This is a genomic window from Mesorhizobium sp. M0909, from assembly GCF_040319515.1.
In the GTDB taxonomy this organism is placed as follows: domain Bacteria; phylum Pseudomonadota; class Alphaproteobacteria; order Rhizobiales; family Rhizobiaceae; genus Mesorhizobium.
This window is the reverse complement of sequence record NZ_JAMYOA010000006.1, coordinates 209,301-229,298: the sequence shown is the minus strand read 5'-3', so window position 1 is coordinate 229,298 and position 19,998 is coordinate 209,301. Positions and strand designations below refer to the sequence as shown.

Annotated in this window: 18 protein-coding genes and 1 pseudogene; 18 read left to right on the top strand and 1 reads right to left on the bottom strand. The window is 63.7% G+C overall.

Annotated features, from left to right (window positions below):
* Positions 1–117: 117 nt before the first annotated feature.
* The 8 genes from NKH83_RS11875 to NKH83_RS11840 are packed head-to-tail and all read left to right on the top strand — an operon-like array spanning position 118 to position 9,073.
* Positions 118–1,224, top strand: coding sequence for an NAD-dependent epimerase/dehydratase family protein (locus NKH83_RS11875; RefSeq protein WP_352804437.1), 1,107 nt, complete (start codon positions 118–120; stop codon positions 1,222–1,224).
* Positions 1,221–2,300, top strand: coding sequence for an NAD-dependent epimerase/dehydratase family protein (locus tag NKH83_RS11870; RefSeq protein WP_352804434.1), 1,080 nt, complete (start codon positions 1,221–1,223; stop codon positions 2,298–2,300). The genes NKH83_RS11875 and NKH83_RS11870 overlap by 4 nt, the downstream gene beginning before the upstream one ends.
* Complete coding sequence (locus NKH83_RS11865) at positions 2,297–3,589, top strand: TIGR04295 family B12-binding domain-containing radical SAM protein (RefSeq protein ID WP_352804431.1); 1,293 nt, start codon at positions 2,297–2,299, stop codon at positions 3,587–3,589. The genes NKH83_RS11870 and NKH83_RS11865 overlap by 4 nt, the downstream gene beginning before the upstream one ends.
* Positions 3,574–4,674, top strand: coding sequence for a glycosyltransferase family 4 protein (locus NKH83_RS11860; RefSeq protein ID WP_352804428.1), 1,101 nt, complete (start codon positions 3,574–3,576; stop codon positions 4,672–4,674). Before NKH83_RS11865 ends, NKH83_RS11860 begins: the two co-directional genes overlap by 16 nt.
* Positions 4,675–4,676: 2 nt before the next feature.
* Positions 4,677–5,807, top strand: a complete 1,131-nt coding sequence (locus NKH83_RS11855; protein WP_352804425.1) for a CgeB family protein — start codon at positions 4,677–4,679, stop codon at positions 5,805–5,807.
* Entirely contained in the window at positions 5,804–6,898 is a 1,095-nt protein-coding gene (locus NKH83_RS11850) for a CgeB family protein (RefSeq protein ID WP_352804422.1), read from the top strand. The genes NKH83_RS11855 and NKH83_RS11850 overlap by 4 nt, the downstream gene beginning before the upstream one ends.
* On the top strand, positions 6,895–8,004 hold the full coding sequence (locus NKH83_RS11845; RefSeq protein ID WP_352804419.1) for a CgeB family protein: 1,110 nt from the start codon (positions 6,895–6,897) through the stop codon (positions 8,002–8,004). The genes NKH83_RS11850 and NKH83_RS11845 overlap by 4 nt, the downstream gene beginning before the upstream one ends.
* A 22-nt stretch (positions 8,005–8,026) precedes the next feature.
* Positions 8,027–9,073 (top strand): UDP-glucuronic acid decarboxylase family protein, encoded by a 1,047-nt coding sequence (locus NKH83_RS11840; RefSeq protein ID WP_352804416.1) that lies wholly within the window; start codon positions 8,027–8,029, stop codon positions 9,071–9,073.
* 243 nt (positions 9,074–9,316) lie between these two features.
* Here the strand turns inward: NKH83_RS11840 and NKH83_RS11835 are convergent, their stop codons facing one another.
* The gene (locus tag NKH83_RS11835) at positions 9,317–11,149 is read right to left on the bottom strand and encodes a hypothetical protein (protein WP_352804413.1); all 1,833 of its coding nucleotides are present in this window, start codon (positions 11,147–11,149) and stop codon (positions 9,317–9,319) included.
* 159 nt (positions 11,150–11,308) lie between these two features.
* Here NKH83_RS11835 and NKH83_RS11830 point away from each other — a divergent pair, with 159 nt between their 5' ends.
* From NKH83_RS11830 to NKH83_RS11785, 10 genes and pseudogenes are all read left to right on the top strand, one after another.
* Positions 11,309–12,412 (top strand): inositol-3-phosphate synthase, encoded by a 1,104-nt coding sequence (locus NKH83_RS11830; RefSeq protein WP_352804409.1) that lies wholly within the window; start codon positions 11,309–11,311, stop codon positions 12,410–12,412.
* The gene (locus NKH83_RS11825; RefSeq protein WP_352737246.1) at positions 12,409–13,005 is read left to right on the top strand and encodes a histidine phosphatase family protein; all 597 of its coding nucleotides are present in this window, start codon (positions 12,409–12,411) and stop codon (positions 13,003–13,005) included. The genes NKH83_RS11830 and NKH83_RS11825 overlap by 4 nt, the downstream gene beginning before the upstream one ends.
* A 15-nt stretch (positions 13,006–13,020) precedes the next feature.
* Positions 13,021–14,124, top strand: coding sequence for a CgeB family protein (locus tag NKH83_RS11820; protein ID WP_352804406.1), 1,104 nt, complete (start codon positions 13,021–13,023; stop codon positions 14,122–14,124).
* Positions 14,124–14,924, top strand: coding sequence for a nucleotidyltransferase family protein (locus NKH83_RS11815; RefSeq protein ID WP_352804403.1), 801 nt, complete (start codon positions 14,124–14,126; stop codon positions 14,922–14,924). Before NKH83_RS11820 ends, NKH83_RS11815 begins: the two co-directional genes overlap by 1 nt.
* A 2-nt stretch (positions 14,925–14,926) precedes the next feature.
* A complete protein-coding gene (locus NKH83_RS11810) occupies positions 14,927–15,688 on the top strand; it encodes a TIGR04290 family methyltransferase (RefSeq protein ID WP_352804400.1) in 762 nt (253 codons plus the stop codon).
* Positions 15,681–16,613, top strand: a complete 933-nt coding sequence (locus tag NKH83_RS11805) for a glycoside hydrolase 5 family protein (RefSeq protein ID WP_352804397.1) — start codon at positions 15,681–15,683, stop codon at positions 16,611–16,613. The genes NKH83_RS11810 and NKH83_RS11805 overlap by 8 nt, the downstream gene beginning before the upstream one ends.
* Before the next feature lie 20 nt (positions 16,614–16,633).
* The gene (locus tag NKH83_RS11800; protein ID WP_352804394.1) at positions 16,634–17,698 is read left to right on the top strand and encodes a glycosyltransferase family 4 protein; all 1,065 of its coding nucleotides are present in this window, start codon (positions 16,634–16,636) and stop codon (positions 17,696–17,698) included.
* A gap of 7 nt (positions 17,699–17,705) precedes the next feature.
* Complete coding sequence (locus NKH83_RS11795) at positions 17,706–18,695, top strand: GNAT family N-acetyltransferase (protein WP_352804391.1); 990 nt, start codon at positions 17,706–17,708, stop codon at positions 18,693–18,695.
* A pseudogene (locus tag NKH83_RS11790) lies at positions 18,692–19,489 on the top strand (class I SAM-dependent methyltransferase); the annotation flags it as partial. The gene NKH83_RS11795 and the pseudogene NKH83_RS11790, both read left to right, overlap by 4 nt.
* Before the next feature lie 192 nt (positions 19,490–19,681).
* A complete protein-coding gene (locus tag NKH83_RS11785; RefSeq protein ID WP_023676213.1) occupies positions 19,682–19,900 on the top strand; it encodes a hypothetical protein in 219 nt (72 codons plus the stop codon).
* Positions 19,901–19,998: the final 98 nt, after the last annotated feature.

Here is a 19,998-nt window from a genome sequence, read left to right as displayed (position 1 = left end):
GCCCAGCCCAAGGCGGTCGCTTCCGGAGCGCAGCGCTCGGGAACTTTGTTGAAGCAAGGGAACAAACCTTTCGCCCGGAAGTTTGGGGCGGCAAAGCCATTCGTATGAGGAGTTGTCGTGAAACGTATACTGGTCACGGGAGGCTGCGGTTTTATCGGCCGCCACGTCGCCCAGGAACTCGTTGAACATGGCTATGGGGTTTCAATTCTCGATGCGTTGCTGGACCAGGTGCATGGCGGCGAGGCAATCAGCCTGCCGCCAGGCGCCAAGCTGATCAAAGGCGACGTTCGCGATCGCGAGGCCATCGCAGAGGCGGTCGACGATGTCGACGCGATCATTCACCTGGCGGCCGAAGTCGGTGTCGGCCAGTCCATGTACGAGATCGCCCGCTATGTCGGCGCCAACGACCTCGGCACCGCCACGCTGCTGGAATCGCTGATCAAACGCCCGATCGAACGGATCGTCGTTGCTTCGTCGATGAGCGTCTATGGCGAGGGTCTCTATGCCACGCCGGACGGCCGGCGCATCGACAATGCAAGACGGCAGCCGGACGATATCCGCAGCGGCCAATGGAATCCCCTGTCGCCGGAAGGCGAAGTCCTATCGCCGCTGCCGACCGACGAGCAGAAACCGGTCGACCTCGCCTCGATCTACGCACTGACAAAATTCGCCCAGGAACGCGCCGTGCTGATCTTCGGTGAAGCCTATGGCGTCGACGCGGTGGCACTGCGCCTGTTCAATGTCTTCGGCGCCGGACAGGCGCTCTCGAACCCGTATACCGGCGTCCTGGCGAACTTCGCCTCGCGCATCGCCAATGGCCAGCGGCCGCTGATTTTCGAGGACGGCGAACAGCAGCGCGATTTCGTGCACGTGCGCGACGTTGCCCGCGCCTTCCGGCTGGCGCTGGAGCAGCCCCAGGCACGCAGCCACGTCATCAACATCGGCAGCGGGCGGGCCTACGCAGTCAGCGACGTCGCCCGGCTGCTCGCCGAAGCAATGGGCGTGCCTGGCCGCCAGCCGGAAATCCTCGGCAAGGCACGCTCCGGCGATATCCGCAATTGCTTTGCCGACATATCGAAGGCGCGCGAACTGCTCGGCTTCCAGCCGCAATACCGGCTGGAGCATTCGCTCGGCGATTTCGTCGCATGGGTGCGCAACACCGTCGCCATCGATCGCAGTGCCGAGATGAAGCGGGAACTCGAAGCGCGAGGGCTGGTATCATGAGACCGGATTCACCCGATTTTCGCGAAGCGCCCGTCGCCGTTATCGGCGGCAGCGGCTTCATCGGCTCCAACCTCGCCGACAGCCTGTTGTCGGATGGCGAACCGGTGCTGGTCATCGATAATCTGAGCCGTCCCGGCGTCGAGCAGAACTTGGAATGGCTGACGCAAAAGCACGGCAGCCGTCTCACCATTGAAATCGTCGACATCCGCGAGGCCGAAGCGCTGATGCCGCTGGTGGCTGGTTCGAAGGCGGTTTTCCACTTTGCCGCGCAGACCGCCGTCACCACGAGCCTGGTTCGGCCGGACGAGGATTTCGACATCAACCTGCGCGGAACGTTCAACGTCCTGGAAGCCGCTCGCCGCAGCGGCAAACGCATCCCCGTCGTTTTCGCCAGCACCAACAAGGTCTATGGGCGGCTCGCTGACATTGCGATGCGCGAAGACGACGGCAAATATGCGCCTTGCGACGCCAGCATCCAGGCCCACGGCATTGACGAGACGCGCGGCCTTGATTTCTGCACGCCCTATGGCTGCTCCAAGGGCGCGGCGGACCAGTATGTCCTCGATTACGCCAAGTCATACGATCTGCCGACGGCAGTGCTGCGCATGAGCTGCATCTATGGACCGCGCCAGTTCGGGACGGAGGATCAGGGCTGGGTCGCCCATTTCCTGCTTAGCGCGTTCTCCGACCGGCCGATCACCATCTATGGCGACGGCAAGCAGGTGCGCGACATCCTGCATGTTGCCGACGCGGTCGCGGCCTACCGCGCGGTGCTCGACCGGATCGAGGAAATCAAGGGCCAGGCATTCAATCTCGGCGGCGGACCGGAAAACGCCGTCAGCCTGCGCATGCTACTGAACGAGATTTGCGACATAACGAAACGGGACGTTTCGATCCGTTACGACCGCGAACGCACCGGCGACCAACCGTTCTTCGTCGCCGACACACGCGCGATCGAGGCGGCGCTAGGATGGAAAGCGCATGTCTCGTGGCGAAACGGCATCCGCGACCTCGCCGACTGGCTGCATCGTCATCGCGTCGACCCGCATCCCGAACCGGCGAGGTACGTGGCATGAAGGTCGCTCTGGTCAATCCGTCCTGGACCTACCAGGACAGCATCTATTTCGGCTGCCGCCAGCCGCATCTGCCGCTCGAACTCGGCTATTCGAAAGCCTTGCTCGAAGCCGCCGGCCACGAGGTACTGATGCTGGACGGGCAGATCCAGAAGCTCGACAATGCCGCGCTTGCCGATCGCGTCGCCACTTTCGAGCCTGATATGACCGTCGTCAGCACCGCGCCGACCTACCTGTTCTGGCGCTGCGCACCGCCCGAGTTGCGCGTGCCAGCTGAGTTCCTCAACCATCTTGCCGGGTGCGGCGGCCGCACCGTCGCCGTCGGGCCGCATGGCTCGGCGACGCCGGCGCCGACTTTGCGCAAGCTTGGCGTCGACATTGTCGTGCGCGGCGAATGCGAGGAAGTGGTCGCGGAACTCGCCCGGCGCAACGACTGGAATGCTGTGCCGTCCACCGCCCATTTTGAGGATGGAGAACTGGTTTCGAACGGCGGCGTGCGTGCGAGCTCGTTCATCGATCACCCAGCGCTCGAATGGCCATCGGACTGGATTGCCGCCCATTCGCACCACCATCACCGCTTCGACGACAACCAGGTCGGCTTTGGCGCCGAGGTCGAGGCTTCGCGCGGCTGCCCGTATAATTGCAGCTTCTGCGCCAAGATCGATTTCCGCGACGCCTATCGCCGCCGGAACCACGAAGCGGTGATCGCCGAGATCGACCGGCTGATCGCACAGGGCGTCGGCTACATCTACTTCATCGACGAGATATTCCTGCCGCAAAAGGCATTGCTGGAAGCGCTGGTCGATCGCGATGTGAAGTTCGGCGTGCAGACGCGCATCGACCTCTGGAAACCGGAACTGCTGAAACTGCTCGGCGCAGCCGGCTGCGTCTCGATCGAGGCGGGGCTCGAAAGCCTGACGGTGGAAGGCCGCGCCATGCTGGCAAAACGCTGCCGGCTGGGAACCGAGGAACTGGCTGCGTTGCTGGTCGACGCAAGGCGCCATGTGCCGTTCGTTCAGGCCAATCTCATCGGCGTGGTCGAAGACGATCCCGCGCTGGTCGACTATTGGCGAAAGCACCTGATCGACAACGGCGTTTGGGCCAACGAACCGGTGCCGCTTTATCCCTATCCGAGTTCGCCCAGCTACCGCGAACTTTGGGGCGAGCCGGACGATCTCGCCTGGGAGCGCGCGCATGAACATTACCTCGCATCCTTCCGGACGTTCAGCGACATCCAGGAGAAGCGTCCGCGTCCGCTGGCTGAATTGGAGGCCACATGTTGCGGACACTGAGCCCGCCGCGTCGCATCCTGATGACTGTCGATGCCGTCGGCGGCGTCTGGCGCTATGCGCTCGATCTGGCCAGGCAACTGGTCGCCGGCGGCGACAGCGTCGTGCTTGCCGGGGTTGGTCCGGAACCGTCCAGGCAGCAGGCCGAGGAGGCCCAGTCATTCGCGGCGCTGACCTGGCTCGACACGCCGCCCGACTGGATGACCCGCGACGAGCACGACCTCGACACATTGCAGCAGGAGCTGCTCCCGCTCATCCGTGACTACGCCATCGAAATCGTCCATCTCAACGCGCCGACGCAGGCTGCGGGGCTCGACGTGCCCTGCCCGGTCGTGGCGGTGTCGCATTCCTGCGTGGTGACATGGTTCCACGCCGTCAAAGGACAGGCGGCGGACGGCGATTGGGCCTGGCAGAAGGACCGCAACCGGCGCGGTCTCGACAACGCAGGCATGGTCGTTGCACCCAGCCGCAGCCATGCCGACATGCTGGAAACCTGCTACGGGCCGATCGCCCGCCTGAGCGTCGTCGGCAACGGTGCACGGCCCGGGCCGAAGAGCGAAAGGCGGGAATCGGTCGTTTTCGCCGCTGCGCGCTGGTGGGACGAAGGAAAGAATGCGGCGGTGCTGGACCGGGCCGCCTCCCTGACGCAATGGCCGGTCTTCGTCGCCGGCTCGCTGCAAGGGCCGGACGGCCAGCATGTTGGCTTCAGCCACGCCGTTCCTGTCGGGCCGGTACCGCATGAGGAAGTGCGCCTGCTGATGGCGCGGGCCGGCATTTTTGTATCGCCGTCGCTCTACGAACCGTTCGGTCTGGCCACGCTGGAAGCCGCGATGTCGAAGACGCCTTTGGTGCTCGCCGATATTTCGACCTATCGCGAACTGTGGGACGGCGCGGCCATGTTCTACGACGCGCGCGATCCGGGCGATCTCGCCAGATGCATCAGCAGCCTTTGCAGCGACGCGCAGCGCCGGCGAGAACTCGGTGAGGCGGCGGCCCGCCGAAGCCGCAGATTTTCATTGGCAAGACAGGCGACCGCCATGCGCGGCGTCTACGACAAGGCGGCCCTGGCCACCATGGCGGATAGTTGATTATGCGGTTTTTGTTCTACACCCATTCGATCGTTTCCGACTGGAACCACGGCAACGCACATTTCCTGCGCGGCATCATGCGTGAGCTGGTCGCGCGCGGGCACCAGGCTATCGCGCTGGAGCCTGCCGACGGCTGGAGCCGGTCGAACCTGCTGGCCGAGAAAGGATCCTTCGCGATCGAACGATTCCGGAAGGACTTTCCCGAGTTGATGCCCGTCACCTATGACGCCGCCTTCGACCACGAAGCCTGGATCTCCGATGCCGATGTGGTGATCGTGCATGAGTGGACCGAGCCGGGTCTTGTCGCGCGGCTGGGCAGGGCGAAAGCGAATGGCGGGCGTTTCACGCTGCTGTTCCACGACACGCACCATCGCGCCATATCGGCCACGCAAGCGATCTCCTCCTTGCGGCTTGAACATTATGACGGCGTGCTCGCCTTCGGCGAGGCGCTGCGGGAAAGCTATCTCCGCGCCGGATGGGGCAAGCGGGTCTTCACCTGGCACGAGGCTGCCGATGACCACCTGTTCCAGCCGCATCCTGAAATCGAGCGTAGTTCCGACCTTATCTGGATCGGCAATTGGGGCGACGACGAGCGCAGCGCCGAAATCAGGGAGTTCCTGGTCGGCCCGGTGCGTGAGCTCGGCCTGAGCGGAACCGTCCACGGCGTTCGCTATCCGCGGGAGGCGCTCGCCGACCTTGCGGCCGCCGGCCTGCGCTACGAAGGCTGGATCGCCAATGCCGACGTTCCGAAGGCATTCGCGGCGAACCGCATCACGGTTCACATCCCGCGGCGTCCATACCGCGAAAGCCTGCCCGGCATCCCGACCATCCGCATGTTCGAGGCGCTCGCCTGCGGCATTCCGCTCGTTTCGGCGCCTTGGTCCGATGTCGAACGCTTGTTCAGGCCCGGCACCGATTTCCTGTTTGCAAATGATGGCTTCGAGATGCGGCGTCATCTTCGCGCCGTGCTGCACGATGCGGATCTCGCCGCTTCTCTGGCGACGTCGGGCCTCGAGACCATCCGCCTGCGGCACACATGCCGGCACCGGGCGGATGAATTGTTCGGCGTGCTCGCCGAATGCGGGCACCGCCAAGCCGCCGACACGATCCTTGCAAAGGAGGCCGCCGAATGAAGATCGCATTCTACGGATCGAGCCTGCTGTCGTCCTATTGGAACGGCGCGGCAACCTATTACCGCGGATTGCTCAAGGCCCTGGCAAGGCTCGGCTATGACATCACCTTCTACGAGCCGGACGTCTACGATCGCCAGAAAAACCGCGACATCGAGGCGCCGGACTGGTGTGCCGTGGTCGTCTACGAGGCCACCCCGCATGCCATGATGCAGGTGGCCGCGCGGGCGGCGGAGGCGGACATCGTCGTCAAGGCGAGTGGCGTCGGTTTCGCCGACGACGCGCTGTTGCGGGCGGTGCTCGATCACGCCCGTGCCGATGCGCTGACCGTATTCTGGGATGTCGATGCGCCGGCGACGCTCGGCCAGTTGCGCGATGAACCCGACCATCCGCTGCATCGCGCGCTGCAGGAAATTGACCTCGTGCTGACCTATGGCGGCGGCGACCCGGTGGTCTGGGCCTATCGGGCCATGGGAGCGGCCGAATGCGTGCCGATCTACAATGCGCTCGATCCGGAAACGCATCATCCGGTCGGCAAGGATATGCGTTTTGCCTGCGATCTCGCCTTCCTCGGCAACCGGCTGCCGGACCGCGAGGCGCGCGTCGAGGCCTTCTTCCTCAACCCGGCCGGCCGCTCGGCCGATCAGCGCTTCCTGCTCGGCGGATCTGGGTGGGGCGACAAGCAGATGCCCGCCAATGTCCGATGGCTCGGCCATGTCGGCACGCGTGACCACAATGCACTGAACGTCACGGCCAAGGCGGTGCTCAACATCAGCCGCGACAGCATGGCAGCCAATGGCTTCTCACCGGCGACGCGCGTGTTCGAGGCAGCCGGCGCCGGCGCGTGCCTCATCACCGACGCCTGGCTCGGTGTGGACCTGTTCCTGAAACCCGGCGAGGAAATCCTGGTCGCGCGCGATGGCGAGGATGTCGCCGAGATCATGCAAAGCCTTAGCGCCGAACAGGCGAAGGCGATCGGGGCATCGGCGCTTCGGCGGGTACTTGGCGAACATACCTATACGACACGGGCCGTTTTGGCCGACGCCATTTTCAGGCGCCATTTCGAGCGTCCGACCGTGGAGGCGGCCGAATGACGAAGCCGCTCGACATCGTCTTTCTTGGCCTGTCGCTCTCCTCGTCCTGGGGAAACGGCCACGCCACCACCTTTCGGGGGCTGCTTAAAGGTCTCCACGAACTCGGCCACCGCGTCACCTTTCTCGAACGAGACGTGCCGTGGTACGCAAGTCACCGGGATCTGCGCGATCCCGATTTCTGCGCGTTGCGCTACTATGAAACGACCGATGATCTTCGCCGCAATTTTGCGCGCTGCCTGCGCGATGCCGATATCGTGGTCGTCGGCTCCTTCGTTCCGCAAGGCCCTGAAATCATCGACATCGTGGCATCGCTGTGCACGGGTCAGTTCTGCTTCTATGACATCGACACGCCGGTCACGCTGGCAAGGCTTTCAACCGATGATTGCGAGTATATTGCCAGGCGGCAGGTCCCGTATTTCGATGTCTACTTCTCCTTCACCGGCGGGCCGACGCTTGCCCGTCTGACGGCGGAATTCGGCGCGAGGCGGGCCGAGCCGCTCTACTGCTCCGTCGACCCGGAACGGCATCACGGAACCGGTGACCCAATCCGCTGGGATCTCGGCTATCTCGGCACGTACAGCCCCGACCGCCAGGCGACGCTGGAGGCCCTGCTGTTCGAACCGGCGCGTCGCATGCCGCAGCGTCGCTTCGTCGTTGCCGGCTCGCAATATCCGCGCGAAATCGCCTGGCCGGCCAATGTCGATCGCATCGAACACCTGCCGCCGGCAGACCATGCCGCCTTTTACAGCCGCCAACGCTACACGTTGAACGTCACGCGCAGTTCCATGATCGCGGCCGGATGGTCGCCCAGCGTGCGACTCTTCGAGGCAGCCGCCTGCGGCACGGCGATCATCAGCGATTGCTGGGCCGGACTGGACAGCCTGTTTCCAGGGCGGACGATCCACACGGCGCGCAGGACCGAGGACGTAATCGGTATCCTGTCTGGAGAATCCGACGGCGCCCGGCTTGCCATGGCCACGCAGGCGCGCGTGCTCATCCTGGCAGCTCACACAAGCACCGCAAGAGCCCGCGACTTCGTTGCGCTGCTGGCGCAGGCCAAATCGCCACGTTCTGTTCTCGATCTGAACGTCGAGAGCGCAGCATGACCCGCAGACGGAGAAGATAGAGATGCAGCTATCAAGAAAGGCGCAACGGACCAAGACCGTGCTTGTCGCCGGCGGCGCCGGCTTCCTCGGTTCGCATCTTTGCGAGACAATGCTCCAGGCCGGCTGGCGCGTGATCTGCGTCGACAATTTCCTTACCGGCCGCATGGAGAACATAGCATCGATCGCCGATCGTCCGGATTTTCGGCTGATCAAGCAAGACATTTGCCGGCCGTTGGAGCTTGGCGAACCGGTGGATCGCATCTTCAACATGGCATGCGCAGCCTCGCCGCCGCGTTACCAGGCCGACCCGGTCCACACGACGCGGACTTGTGTCATCGGGACGCTCAATCTGCTGGAGCTTGCCGCCCGTAATGGCGCCCGCTTCCTGCAGGCGTCCACCAGCGAAATTTATGGCGATCCCGAACAGCATCCGCAGAAGGAAGACTATGTCGGCCACGTGAACTGCATCGGCCCCCGCGCCTGCTATGATGAAGGCAAGCGCACCGCCGAAACCTTATGCTTCGATTATTTGAGAATGGGAAAAGCCGATATCCGTGTCGCGCGCATCTTCAACACCTATGGCCCCAGGATGGACCCTGCGGACGGGCGGATCGTTTCCAATCTGATCATGCAGGCACTCGAGAGACGGCCGCTGACGATATTCGGCGACGGGCTGCAGACGAGGTCGTTCTGCTACGTTTCCGATCTGGTCGACGGCTTGATCCGGCTGATGGACGTCGATCCCAATCCACGCCAGCCGGTCAATCTGGGCAATCCGGGGGAGTTCACCATCCTGCAACTGGCGAGCCTTGTGAGAGGCATGACCGCAACCAAATCGGGCCTGAAATTCCTGCCGCTGCCGCAAGACGATCCTCGTCGTCGGCAACCCGACATATCCCGCGCAAAGAAGCTTCTCGGCTGGTCGCCAAAAGTGCCGCTCAGGCAAGGTCTGATGCGCACGATCGGCTATTTTGCTGAGCTTGAGACGGCGCAGATGATCGACAGAAGACGTCAAATTGCCGCCACCGTGCGTTCTGCCTCAGGCCGGCTGCAAAACCTGCCGGCCTGAGGCGGAGAGCGTCTGGCCGCTGCATGATCGCGCGGTCGTTTCGGATTTGGTCACTTTTTCTCGTCGCGGGAACAACCCGTCCAGCTTCTGGTTCTGCCAAGGTACCGGCATGGAGACGACTGTGCATCCGAAGCGATCCGCCAAAGACATCGAGCAAATGGCCGCAAAGGAGACGGCTGCCTTCCTGCGGCGCGCCTCCATCACCTATCTGGAATGCTGCGTGAGCCTGATGATGACGCATCTTCAGCGCGAGGAGGTAGTCGCCATCCTCGAAAAGGAAGCGGATATGCTTCGCCGGCTGGACTGATCCTGGTCGAAGGGCCGCAGTTCCCCTTGGTTCTCCAGGAAACGAAGCAACATCGAGGTATAACGTCTTGCCGCGGCCGCCAGCCGCATCTGTTCCCGATCATCGCCAGATCGTGCAGCCATGCTCCACAAGCCAAGCTGGAACGCAAGATAGCAGGGCTCATAGTAGTGGACCAGATTGGCATCGACGGGACCGGAGGCTCTCGCTTCCACGGCCTTGCAAAGCGCCCCAGTCGCCGAATTGGAGAGGCTGTACTCGACACGGGCGCCGGCAATGTCCCAGGCGATGTCCTGGCAGCCGATCAGATCGTGCGATCGGCAATGATCGAGGGCGTCCGTCTTGACCAGCGTTCCACTGCGCGAAAGGATGAACTCCCACGGATGAAGCCGCCCGTCGATCTCGACCCGCTGCATGGTCTTGGGTGGAGCCTGTTTCGAGAACCAGGTCTGCAGCTCCGCCGCGCGGCGTTCGCCCAGCGCCTCACTTGTATTCCGCACGGCCATGTCGGCAAGCGCCTCCAGCGAGGCACCTGGCTCCGAGGCAGGCAGATTGGCTGCGCGCCAGGCGAAATAGCGCGCCAGGTGAGCGACCAATTTTTCTTTCGAAAGCGTTGCCCGGTCCAGCGTTGTGCCGTCGATCCAGCATTCGACCAGAAAGCCATGGCAAAGCCCGGCGACTTCCGGGCCAAAGCCTGCGTCGTGCAGCCTCCTGGCGGTCTCGGTCTTGTGCATTCCGATTTCACCGAGGCCGACGAATTTGACCGACCATTTTTCCCGGCCCGCGGAAGCGAGGAACTTCCGCCGCTCGAAGCCGCGATGAACGGGCGGCCACTGATCCTGCGAGCCATAATGCAAGCGGCGCCACTCTCCGGCGGATATTTCCATCAGGCTGACCCCTGTGCGGCCGATCATTCTAGCCACCCAATCCCGCAGCGCCGGCAGAGCGGATCCAGCGGGGAAAGTCCGTTCGAAATCCGCGGTGTGTTTTTGGCACACCGTCCATGCCTCACGGATGTCCGCCGATGTCTCGGGGCCCGGGCCACCCAAATGACTTGGGAACAGATGGATGCGCCTGGCATCGATGCCCAGCGCTTGTAGCCATGCGACGACGGCATGGAACGAGCTGCCGGACAGACCCGGGCCCTCATCGACGATGGCAAAGCGGGCCGACGGCTTCGTCATCCAGCCGCCGATCAGCTCCGGATCGGCGGCAAGCCGCCTGCGAAACGGGTGGCCGGTCGGACGGACGCTGACGGGTGCTGGCGCGCCGATGGCTGCAGCCACCATCGCTGCAAGCCCCAGGCCGATGCTGCGGATGCCGATTACGCATGTGTTCGCATCGAGACCCGACTGCTGCGCGGCGACGAAATAGCTCTCCGGATAAAGCCCATAATGAGCGTAGCCCTCAGCCGCGCCGGTCAGAATGTCGCCATCGCATCCGAGTTCGGCCAACATTCGCGGCACTTCGGCATCGACCGGGCCGTCGACGGCGAATCCGGCCCTCCACGATCTGCCCACGTCCCGGGCCAAGCCGACCAGGAGATTTGCGCCCGCGATCCGTTGTGGGGAATTCCTGTCCGTGCCCTTGGCCTCGAATTCCGCGTCGGCAAGGCCCTGGACCAATTCCGAGACCTTGATGAACAGGCCGACCAGGGCTGCGTGCCGTCCGATCCCGCTTGGCATGTCCGCGATGTGCCCGGCCGCGTCGCAAGCCGAGGCGCGAACGTATCGCGCGCTCTCAGTTTGCTTGTGGTCGCCATAGACGATCATTGTCTCGTCCCGGTTGGCCTCACCCCCGGCTGCACAACTCGGCGGGCGCTACTTTGATCCACCGTCGGTTGCACGATTTTTACAGCCGGCAAGGAACAATCCGGGAGGAAGGCGGTTTGGCACGAAGAACTTACCTTCAACAGCATAGGCAGCGGTTTCGTGGGATCGAAGAAAGTTCGGATCGGAATAGTCGGCGTCGGCAACTGCGCCTCCTCCCTTGTTCAGGGCATCACCTATTACCGCGACGCAAGGAGCAATGAGCCCATACCCGGGCTGATGCATGCCGATCTTGGCGGCTACCATGTCAAGGACATCGAGGTGGTCTGCGCTTTCGACGTCGCCAAGGGCAAGGTCGGACGTGATGTGGCAGACGCGATCTACAGCGCGCCCAACAATACTTTCCGCTTTGCCAATGTTGCGCCTACCGGCGTTCGCGTCGAACGCGGACCGACGCTGGACGGCATCGGCAAATATCTGCGCGACGAGATCGAGGAGGCCGACGAGCCGGTCGCCAACGTCGGCAAGATCCTCGCCGAAAGCGGCACCGAGATCCTGGTGTCCTATCTGCCTGTCGGTTCGGAGGAGGCAACACGCTTTTACGCCGAGTGCGCGCTCGAGGCGGGCTGCGCCTTCGTCAACTGCATACCAGTCTTCATCGCCTCGCGGCCGGAGTGGCGCCGGCGCTTCGAGCAGCACGGGCTGCCGCTGATCGGCGACGACATCAAGAGCCAGGTCGGCGCGACGATCGTCCACCGGCTGCTCGCCAACCTGTTCCGTGAGCGCGGCGTGCGCATCGATCGCACCTACCAGCTCAATTTCGGCGGCAACACCGACTTCCTCAACATGCTGGAACGCGAGCGGCTGGAATCAAAGAAGATCTCAAAGACGCAATCCGTCACCAGCCAGATCGACGTTCCCCTGGAGCCCGGCAACATTCACGTCGGGCCGAGCGACCATGTCCCGTGGCTGACCGACCGCAAGTGGGCCTATATCCGGGTCGAAGGTACGACCTTCGGCGGCGTGCCGCTGAATGCCGAGCTCAAGCTGGAAGTGTGGGATTCGCCCAATTCGGCCGGCGTCGTCATCGATGCGGTGCGTTGCGCCAAGCTGGCGCTCGACCGCGGCATCGCGGGCGCTCTGACCGGCCCCTGCAGCTATTTCATGAAATCGCCGCCCGAGCAGTTCACCGACGCGGAAGCCCGCCAGCGCACGCTCTCTTTCATCGCCGGCAAGGACGAGCCGATGCTCGATGCGGCGGAATGACGACGACGTTTTTTCTGGTGCGCCACGCCGCGCATGACAATGTCGGCTGTTATCTTGCCGGGCGGATGGCCGGCGTTTGCCTCGGCGAAGCCGGCAGGGCACAGGCCTCGCATCTGGCTGACCGTATGGCACGCGAGCCGGTAGCGGCAATCTTCTGCAGCCCGCGCGAACGCACGCAGGAGACTGCCAATCCGATGGCGCTTGCCTGCAATGCCGGTGAAATCGTGATCCGCGAGGAACTCGATGAGATCGACTTCGGCACCTGGTCGGGAAAGACCTTCGAGGAGCTGAACAAGGATGCCGACTGGCGAGCGTGGAATGACCAGCGTCAGCAGGCGAGAACGCCGAGCGGCGAGACCATGCTGGACGTGCAGCAACGCGTCGTCTTGCTGATCGAACAGGTCCGCGGCACCTACCAGAACCAGTCCGTTGCACTGGTCAGCCATGCCGACGTCATCAAGGCCGCGGTGTGCAAAGTGCTCGGCCTGTCGCTGGGGAACTGCTTTCGCTTCGATATCGACCCAGCGTCGATCACCACAGTTGTTTGGGGGGACTGGGGGTCGAAGCTGATCAGACTCAACGAAGCTGCCTGACGAGGAATTTGCCGGATGCGCATGGTCATTTTCGGTCTTACCGTGACATCGTCGTGGGGCAACGGCCACGCCACGCTGTGGCGCGGATTGATCCGGGCGATGGCCGGGCTGGGCTGGTCCATCACCTTCTTCGAACGCAACACTCCCTATTATGCCGGTACACGCGATCTCGACCAGTTGGATGGCGGCAACCTTGTCCTTTACCCGGATTGGGAGGACATCCAGCGCGTTGCCGAGCAGGCGATGAAAGAGGCCGATGTCGTCATCGTCACCTCCTATTGCCCCGATGCCGTGAGCGCGTCGCGCCTTGCTCACCAGGCCTGTCGCGGGCTGAAGGTCTTCTACGATCTGGACACGCCGGTGACGCTGGCGCGGATCGAACAAGGCGAGCCTCCGGCCTATTTCGGGCCGGAAGGGCTTCGCGATTTCGATCTCGTGCTGAGCTACACGGGAGGAACCGCGATCGACGCATTGAGGTCGACGCTGGGTGCACGCCGCGTCATGCCGCTCTACGGCCATGTCGATCCAGAGCGACACCGGCCCGCCCCGCCCAGGCCGGAGTTTGCCGGCGACCTGTCCTATCTTGGAACCTATGCGGCAGACCGCCAGGCCGGGGTCGAGAGGTTGCTGGTCAGCCCGGCTGCGCGCCTGCCGGATCGCCGTTTCATTATTGGCGGCGCACAATATCCGCAGGAATTCCCGTGGAGCGACAATATCTTCTTCGTCCGGCATCTGCCGCCGGCCGACCACCCCGCCTTCTTTTCATCATCACGACTGACCCTGAACGTGACCCGCGAGGCGATGGCCGAACGGGGCTGGTGTCCTTCCGGCCGGCTGTTCGAAGCCGCCGCTTGCGGGGCTGCGATGGTGAGCGACACATGGCCCGGACTGGAGGCCTTTTTCCGGCCCGGCGAAGAGATCGTCGTGGCGAACAGCACCGACGACGTGATCGGCGCGCTCGACCTATCCGACGCCGAGCTTGACGCGATCCGGCACCGTGCGCGCGAGCGGGTGCTGGACGAACACACCTCGGCGCGGCGCGCGAAGGAATTCGACCGCATCCTGTCCGATGCACTGCACGGCTCCACGCATGGCGAGCCGTTGAAGGAGGCAGTTTGATGTTGGGCATCGTGCCCGCAGCCGGACGGGGAAGCCGCATCCAGCCGCTCGGCTTTTCGAAGGAGCTTCTGCCGGTCGGCAGCCGCATCGACGGCAACACCGAGCGGCCTTGCGCGGTCAGTGAATACCTGGTGCGTCGCATGGTGCGCGCTGGCGCCGACAAGATCTGCTTCGTCATCGGCTCGGGTAAGTCGGATATCCTGGAATATTATTCTGCCGGCTATGCCGACGCGGCCGCTCTGTTTGTGGTGCAGCCCTCTCCGGTCGGCCTTTGCGACGCCATCTTCCGCGCCGCACCGCTCGTCGCGGCCGACGAGACCGTTCTGGTCGGGTTGCCCGACACGATCTGGTTTCCCGAAGACGGCTTCCAGGCCCTCCCGGACGACGGCCTGTCCTTTCTGCTGTTTCCGGTGGACCAGCCGGAGTTCTTCGATGCCGTCGTTGTCGACCCGGACGGCCGGGTGAGGCAAATCCAGGTCAAGCAACAGAATGCCGCGTCAAACTGGATCTGGGGTGCGTTCAAGATGCCCGGCCGCACCCTTCATCAGCTCGCCGCGCTGTGGCGGAAACGGGACCGGTGCGACGAATATATCGGCACACTGGTCAACGCCTATCTCGCCGCCGGGGGCGAGGCCTATGGCATCAAGGCTGGCATCGCCTATGTCGATGTCGGCACCTTCAACGGCTACCGCACCGCATTGCGGCTGCTTGAAAGCGCCGCCGGTACCAAGGACGACCAAGCCGCCATTACGCTGCCCGGCCACCAGCACGTCCCTATCCTCGCAGGCGAAGGAGGCTAGCCATGCTGCATTCCGATGCCGAGATCCGCCGCCGTATCGATGCGCTCGGCCCATGGTTCCACAATATGGAACTGGCCGGCATCGAAACCGCTCCCGACCATTTCCTTGGCAATTATCCGCTGATCAAATGGCGCAAATTCGCCGACGCGATTCCCGCCGATCTTTCCGGTAAGGCGGTGCTCGACATAGGCTGCAATGCGGGTTTCTACTCCATCGAGATGAAACGTCGCGGCGCCGGCCGCGTGCTAGGCATCGACTTCGATGAAGCTTACCTGGCGCAGGCGCGCTTTGCCGCCGAGGTCGCAGACTGCGACATCGAATTCCGGCAGCTCTCGGTCTACGACGTTGGCGCGCTGCATGAGCGGTTCGACATCGTGCTGTTCATGGGCGTGCTCTACCATTTGCGCCATCCTCTGCTCGCACTCGATCTGATCCGGGAGCACGTCGCCGACGATCTGATGATCTTCCAGTCGATGCAACGCGGCAGCACCAACGTGCTGGCGCTCGAGCAGAACTATCATTTCTGGACCCACGACCTTTTCGACCGGCCGGAATTCCCAAAGCTGCATTTCATCGAGCATCGTTACGCCGACGACCCGACCAACTGGTGGATTCCCAATCGCGCCTGCACCGAAGCCATGCTTCGCAGCGCCGGCTTCAAGATCGTGGTGCAACCGGAACAGGAGGTCTATTTCTGCCGCACCGCCGACGTGCCGGCCGGCGGCGGCGCCGTGTACCCGTCGAAAGGACAGATAAATGATTGAAGCCGCGATGATCTGGAACGAGCCCAACAACAAATCCCACTGGGATCCCAAGCTCGACCCCGACTGGAGCCGCTTCGCCGCTACGGCAATCCTGGCCGCCGACGCAATCGCGGCGGAGAATCCCGCCTTGACCAAGGTGCTGGGCGGCATCTCGCCGATCGATGCCGGCTTCATGACACGGATGAAGGAATTCGGCGTGCTCGATCATGTCGACGCGGTCGCCGTGCACGGCTTTCCGCTCGACTGGAATCTCTGGCAGATCCACGAATGGCCGCAGAAGGTCGGCGAGATCTCGGCTGTCACCAATCTTCCGGTATGGGTCAGCGAGGTCGGCGTGTCGACCTTCGGCGCCGAGGAGGTACAGGTCTGGGGCCTGCGCCGGACCGCGGAATTGCTGATCGGCAACGCACCGCGCATCCAATGGTACAGCCTCTACGACCTGCCGCGCGAGTGGGAAGCGACGACGCGCCATCGCGAGGCGGAAGGCTCGTCTTACTATCGCCATTTCTACATGGGCCTGCTTCGCCAGGACGGCACGCCAAAGCCCGCGCTCGAGGAGTTCCTGCACCACACGCCGGCACTAGGACTGGTGCAGTGGTTCCATTTCGAAGATCACCGGCTTGATGACGCCGTTGCCTGGATGAAACGCCTCGGCGTCACCAATCTGCGTACCGGGCTTTCCTGGGCCGACAGCTTCAGGCCGAACGCGCTTGACTGGTTCGACCGGCAGATGGAGGCATTGGCCGACTTCGACGTGACCGTTACTTTCTGCTTCACGCCGGAGCATCGCGGAATGATGCCGCACCACAGCAGTCCGCCGCTGGTGCCGGAGGAATTCGCCGAGTTCTGCGCGGCAATGACGCGCCGCTATGCCGGCAGCATCGCTGCCCCCTCCGTCGGCGGGCTACGCGCCTCCGCGGCGTGAGGAGCTTCGGCTCTCCCGCCATGACGCTCACCGTCCTCAACGTCGCCTATCCCCTCGCCCCGGTCGGGCCGGATGCGGTCGGTGGTGCCGAGCAGGTGCTGTCGATGCTCGACCAGGCGCTCGTACAGGCCGGACACCGCTCGATCGTGATCGGTTGCCAGGGCTCGAGCGCTGCGGGCACTCTCATCGAGACGCCGGCCGAACCGGGCGTGCTCGATGAAGCGGCGAAGCGCCGGGCGCAGCGTGCTCATCGCGCTGCAATCGCTACCGCACGCGCTCGCTGGCCAATCGACGTGGTTCATTTGCATGGCATCGATTTCGACGCTTATCTGCCGGGCGACGGGCCGACATTGGTGACCCTGCATTTGCCGCTCGACTGGTATCCGGCCGACGCTCTCAATCCGACAAGGGAGGATCTGTGGCTGCATGCGGTATCAGCGGCTCAGCAAAGAACCGCGCCGCCGGGAGCCAGGCTCATCGAACCGATCCCGAACGGAGTGGACATTGACGCGCTCAGCGAGCGGCAGGCCAAGCGCGACTTTGCCCTCGTGCTCAGCCGCGTCTGCCCGGAAAAGGGCATCCATCTGGCGCTGGACGCAGCCAAGAAGGCCGGTGTGCCGTTGGTCATCGGCGGCAAAGTCTACCCTTACGAAACCCACACCGCGTATTTTCGCGACGACGTCGGACCTCGGCTGGACGACCGGCGCCGCTTCCTTGGTCCGGTCGGCTTTGTCGCCAAGCGGCGCCTGCTGAACACAGCCCGCTGCCTGGTCATCCCGAGCCTTGCCGCGGAAACCAGTTCGCTCGTCGCCATGGAGGCGCTCGCCTGCGGCACCCCGGTGGTGGCCTTCCCGAATGGCGCACTGCCGGATGTGGTCGAGCACGGCAAAACCGGGTATCTGGTCGGGGATGTCGACGAGATGGCGCAAGCCATCGTTGCCGCACGCGACTTGGACCCCGAGACCTGCCGAGCCGAGGCGCGGCGGCGCTTTTCACTCGACCGCATGGTTTCCTCCTACATGGACGCCTATCGGGCGCTGGCACGGCTCGGCACAGACAGCGGGCAGCTCGCGACGGCGAAGTGAGCGGGACATGCTCCGCGGTGACATCATCGACGATCCGGCCGGCCTCGAAGCCCTTGAGCCGCACTGGTGGGAACTCTGGTCGCGCAGTCCCTCGGCGACGCCGTTCCAGTCTCCCGCATGGTTGCTGCCATGGTGGCGGACATTCGCTCCCGGCGAGCTAGCGACGGTCGCCGTCTGGAGTGGCGACGATCTGGTCGGCCTGGCGCCACTTTATCTGGAATGCCAGGACGCTGGCGCGCGGCTGCTTCCGCTCGGCATTTCGTTGAGCGACTATCTGGATGTTCTTTGTATTCCCGAAACCGCCGAACCGGTCGCCATCGCCATCGCCGACACGGTTCTTTCCCTCGGCTGGTCACAGTGGATCTTGCAGGACCTGCCTCCCGGCGGCGCCGGCCTTGCCATCAGGCATGCCGCGCTCGAATCGTGCCAAGCCGTCAGTCATGCCGCTTGCCCAGTGCTCGCTCTCGCCGGCGACCAGACGCTTCAAGGCTGTGTTCCGGCGCGGCGGAGGCGCCAATTGCGCCGCGCCCACAGGGCCGCGTCGAGACGCGGCAGGGTCTCCATCGAACCCGCTTTGTCCGATCCGCAGACATTCCTCGATCACCTGATCCGCCTTCACCGCGCACGCTGGGTCGGACACGGCGACGGCGTTCTGTCCGATTCCCGCGTGGAAGCATTCCACCGTCAGGCGCTGCCGCAGCTGGTCGTACAAGTGCTTGCCCGATGCTGGCTCATCACCATCGGTGACGTGATCGTGGGCGCCTATTACGGGTTCCATGATCGGGGCCGCGCTTACGCTTATCTCGGTGGCTTCGATCCGGCCTATGCCGATGAAAGTCCTGGCGCGCTGCTCATCGGCCAGGCGATAAGGCAGGCGATCTGCGAAGGCGCGGAAGAGTTCGATTTTCTGCGCGGACAAGAGGCCTACAAATACAGCTGGGGCGCCGTCGACCGGTGGACGATGCGCAAGATCTGGACGCGGAGCAAAGGTCAATGAGCGCGACCCAGCCAGGACCTCGGCGGTCGACATCAGCAAGGCGGGTGCTGGAGGACTGCATGGCAGACGGTGCCAGCGTCGAAGCCGTCATCGCCAGGCTGGCTCTCCGTTTCGAGACAGGAATCGAAGCCGCAGAACTGGCGAAGATTGCACAAAACACGCATTCGGCCGATCCGCGAAAGACGGCAAAATTACAACGGATCGCGGACCTGCTTCAGCGCAGGCCCGAGATCTTCGCCACGCTGCGCAAAATTGGTGCTGCCGTTCGGCACGAGCGTGGCGGTGGCGAGACCGACGATGCGGTCGTCAAGCGGCTGGCGGCCGGGTTTGACGCAGCGGCGGCGATCTCCCCGGCGGCGAGCGTCCAGCTGTCGTCGCTGGGCAATGAGGGAAAGCTCGCGGCCGCTACGGCTGAGATCGTTACATGGCTGGAGAGGCGAGGCTTTACCGGTACCGACCGTGACATACTGGATATCGGCTGTGGCATCGGTCGGTTCGAACAGGCGCTCTCTGCTCTGTCGCACCGGATCGTCGGCAGCGATATATCCCCGGCGATGATCTCGATCGCCCGCCGGCGATGCGCCGGGCTCGGCAATGTAGAATTCCGCCCTACCCGCGGTTTCGATCTTGCCGATTTTCGCGATGCCAGCTTCGACCGCGTGCTGGCCGTCGACAGCTTTCCCTATCTGGTGCTGGCCGGCCTCGCGGAACGACATTTTGTGGAAATCGCACGCGTGCTGAAGAGACCAGGCATGGCCGTGCTTTTGAACTATTCATATCGCGGATCGCCGGCGCTGGATCGCGCCGATGTCCATAAGTTCGCCAACGCAAATGGCATGCAGGTTGTCGTCGACGGCGAAAAGCCGTTCCGGCACTGGGATGGCGATGCCTTCCTGCTTACGATTTCCGGCGGAACATTGCGGCCCAACGCAGGTTCGGATGCCGAACGGGAAAAGCCGCTATTCGACAGCAGGAAGGAGGACGAGATGGCGTCCGGCAGCAAGAAGCACATCGGTCGCGGCAGTCACGGCAAAGGCGCCGGCGCTGGCGCGATGACCGATCTTCCCAAGGACAAGATCGGAGAGAACGCCGTTCTGTCCAACAGAGACAAGAAGCAGCACACCAAGGAGCGTGGGCTCGACGGCAATCGGGTCAAATCCGAGCAGTACCAGGATCATTCAGCGGATCGGCGGCCTGAAGACTGATCGTTGCGGCAGCATATGGCTTGCAGCCGGTGAGCAATTGAAACGCAGCGAGAGCCCAACCGCTGACGAAGCTGTGCAAGGACCGAAGCCGGTCGCAT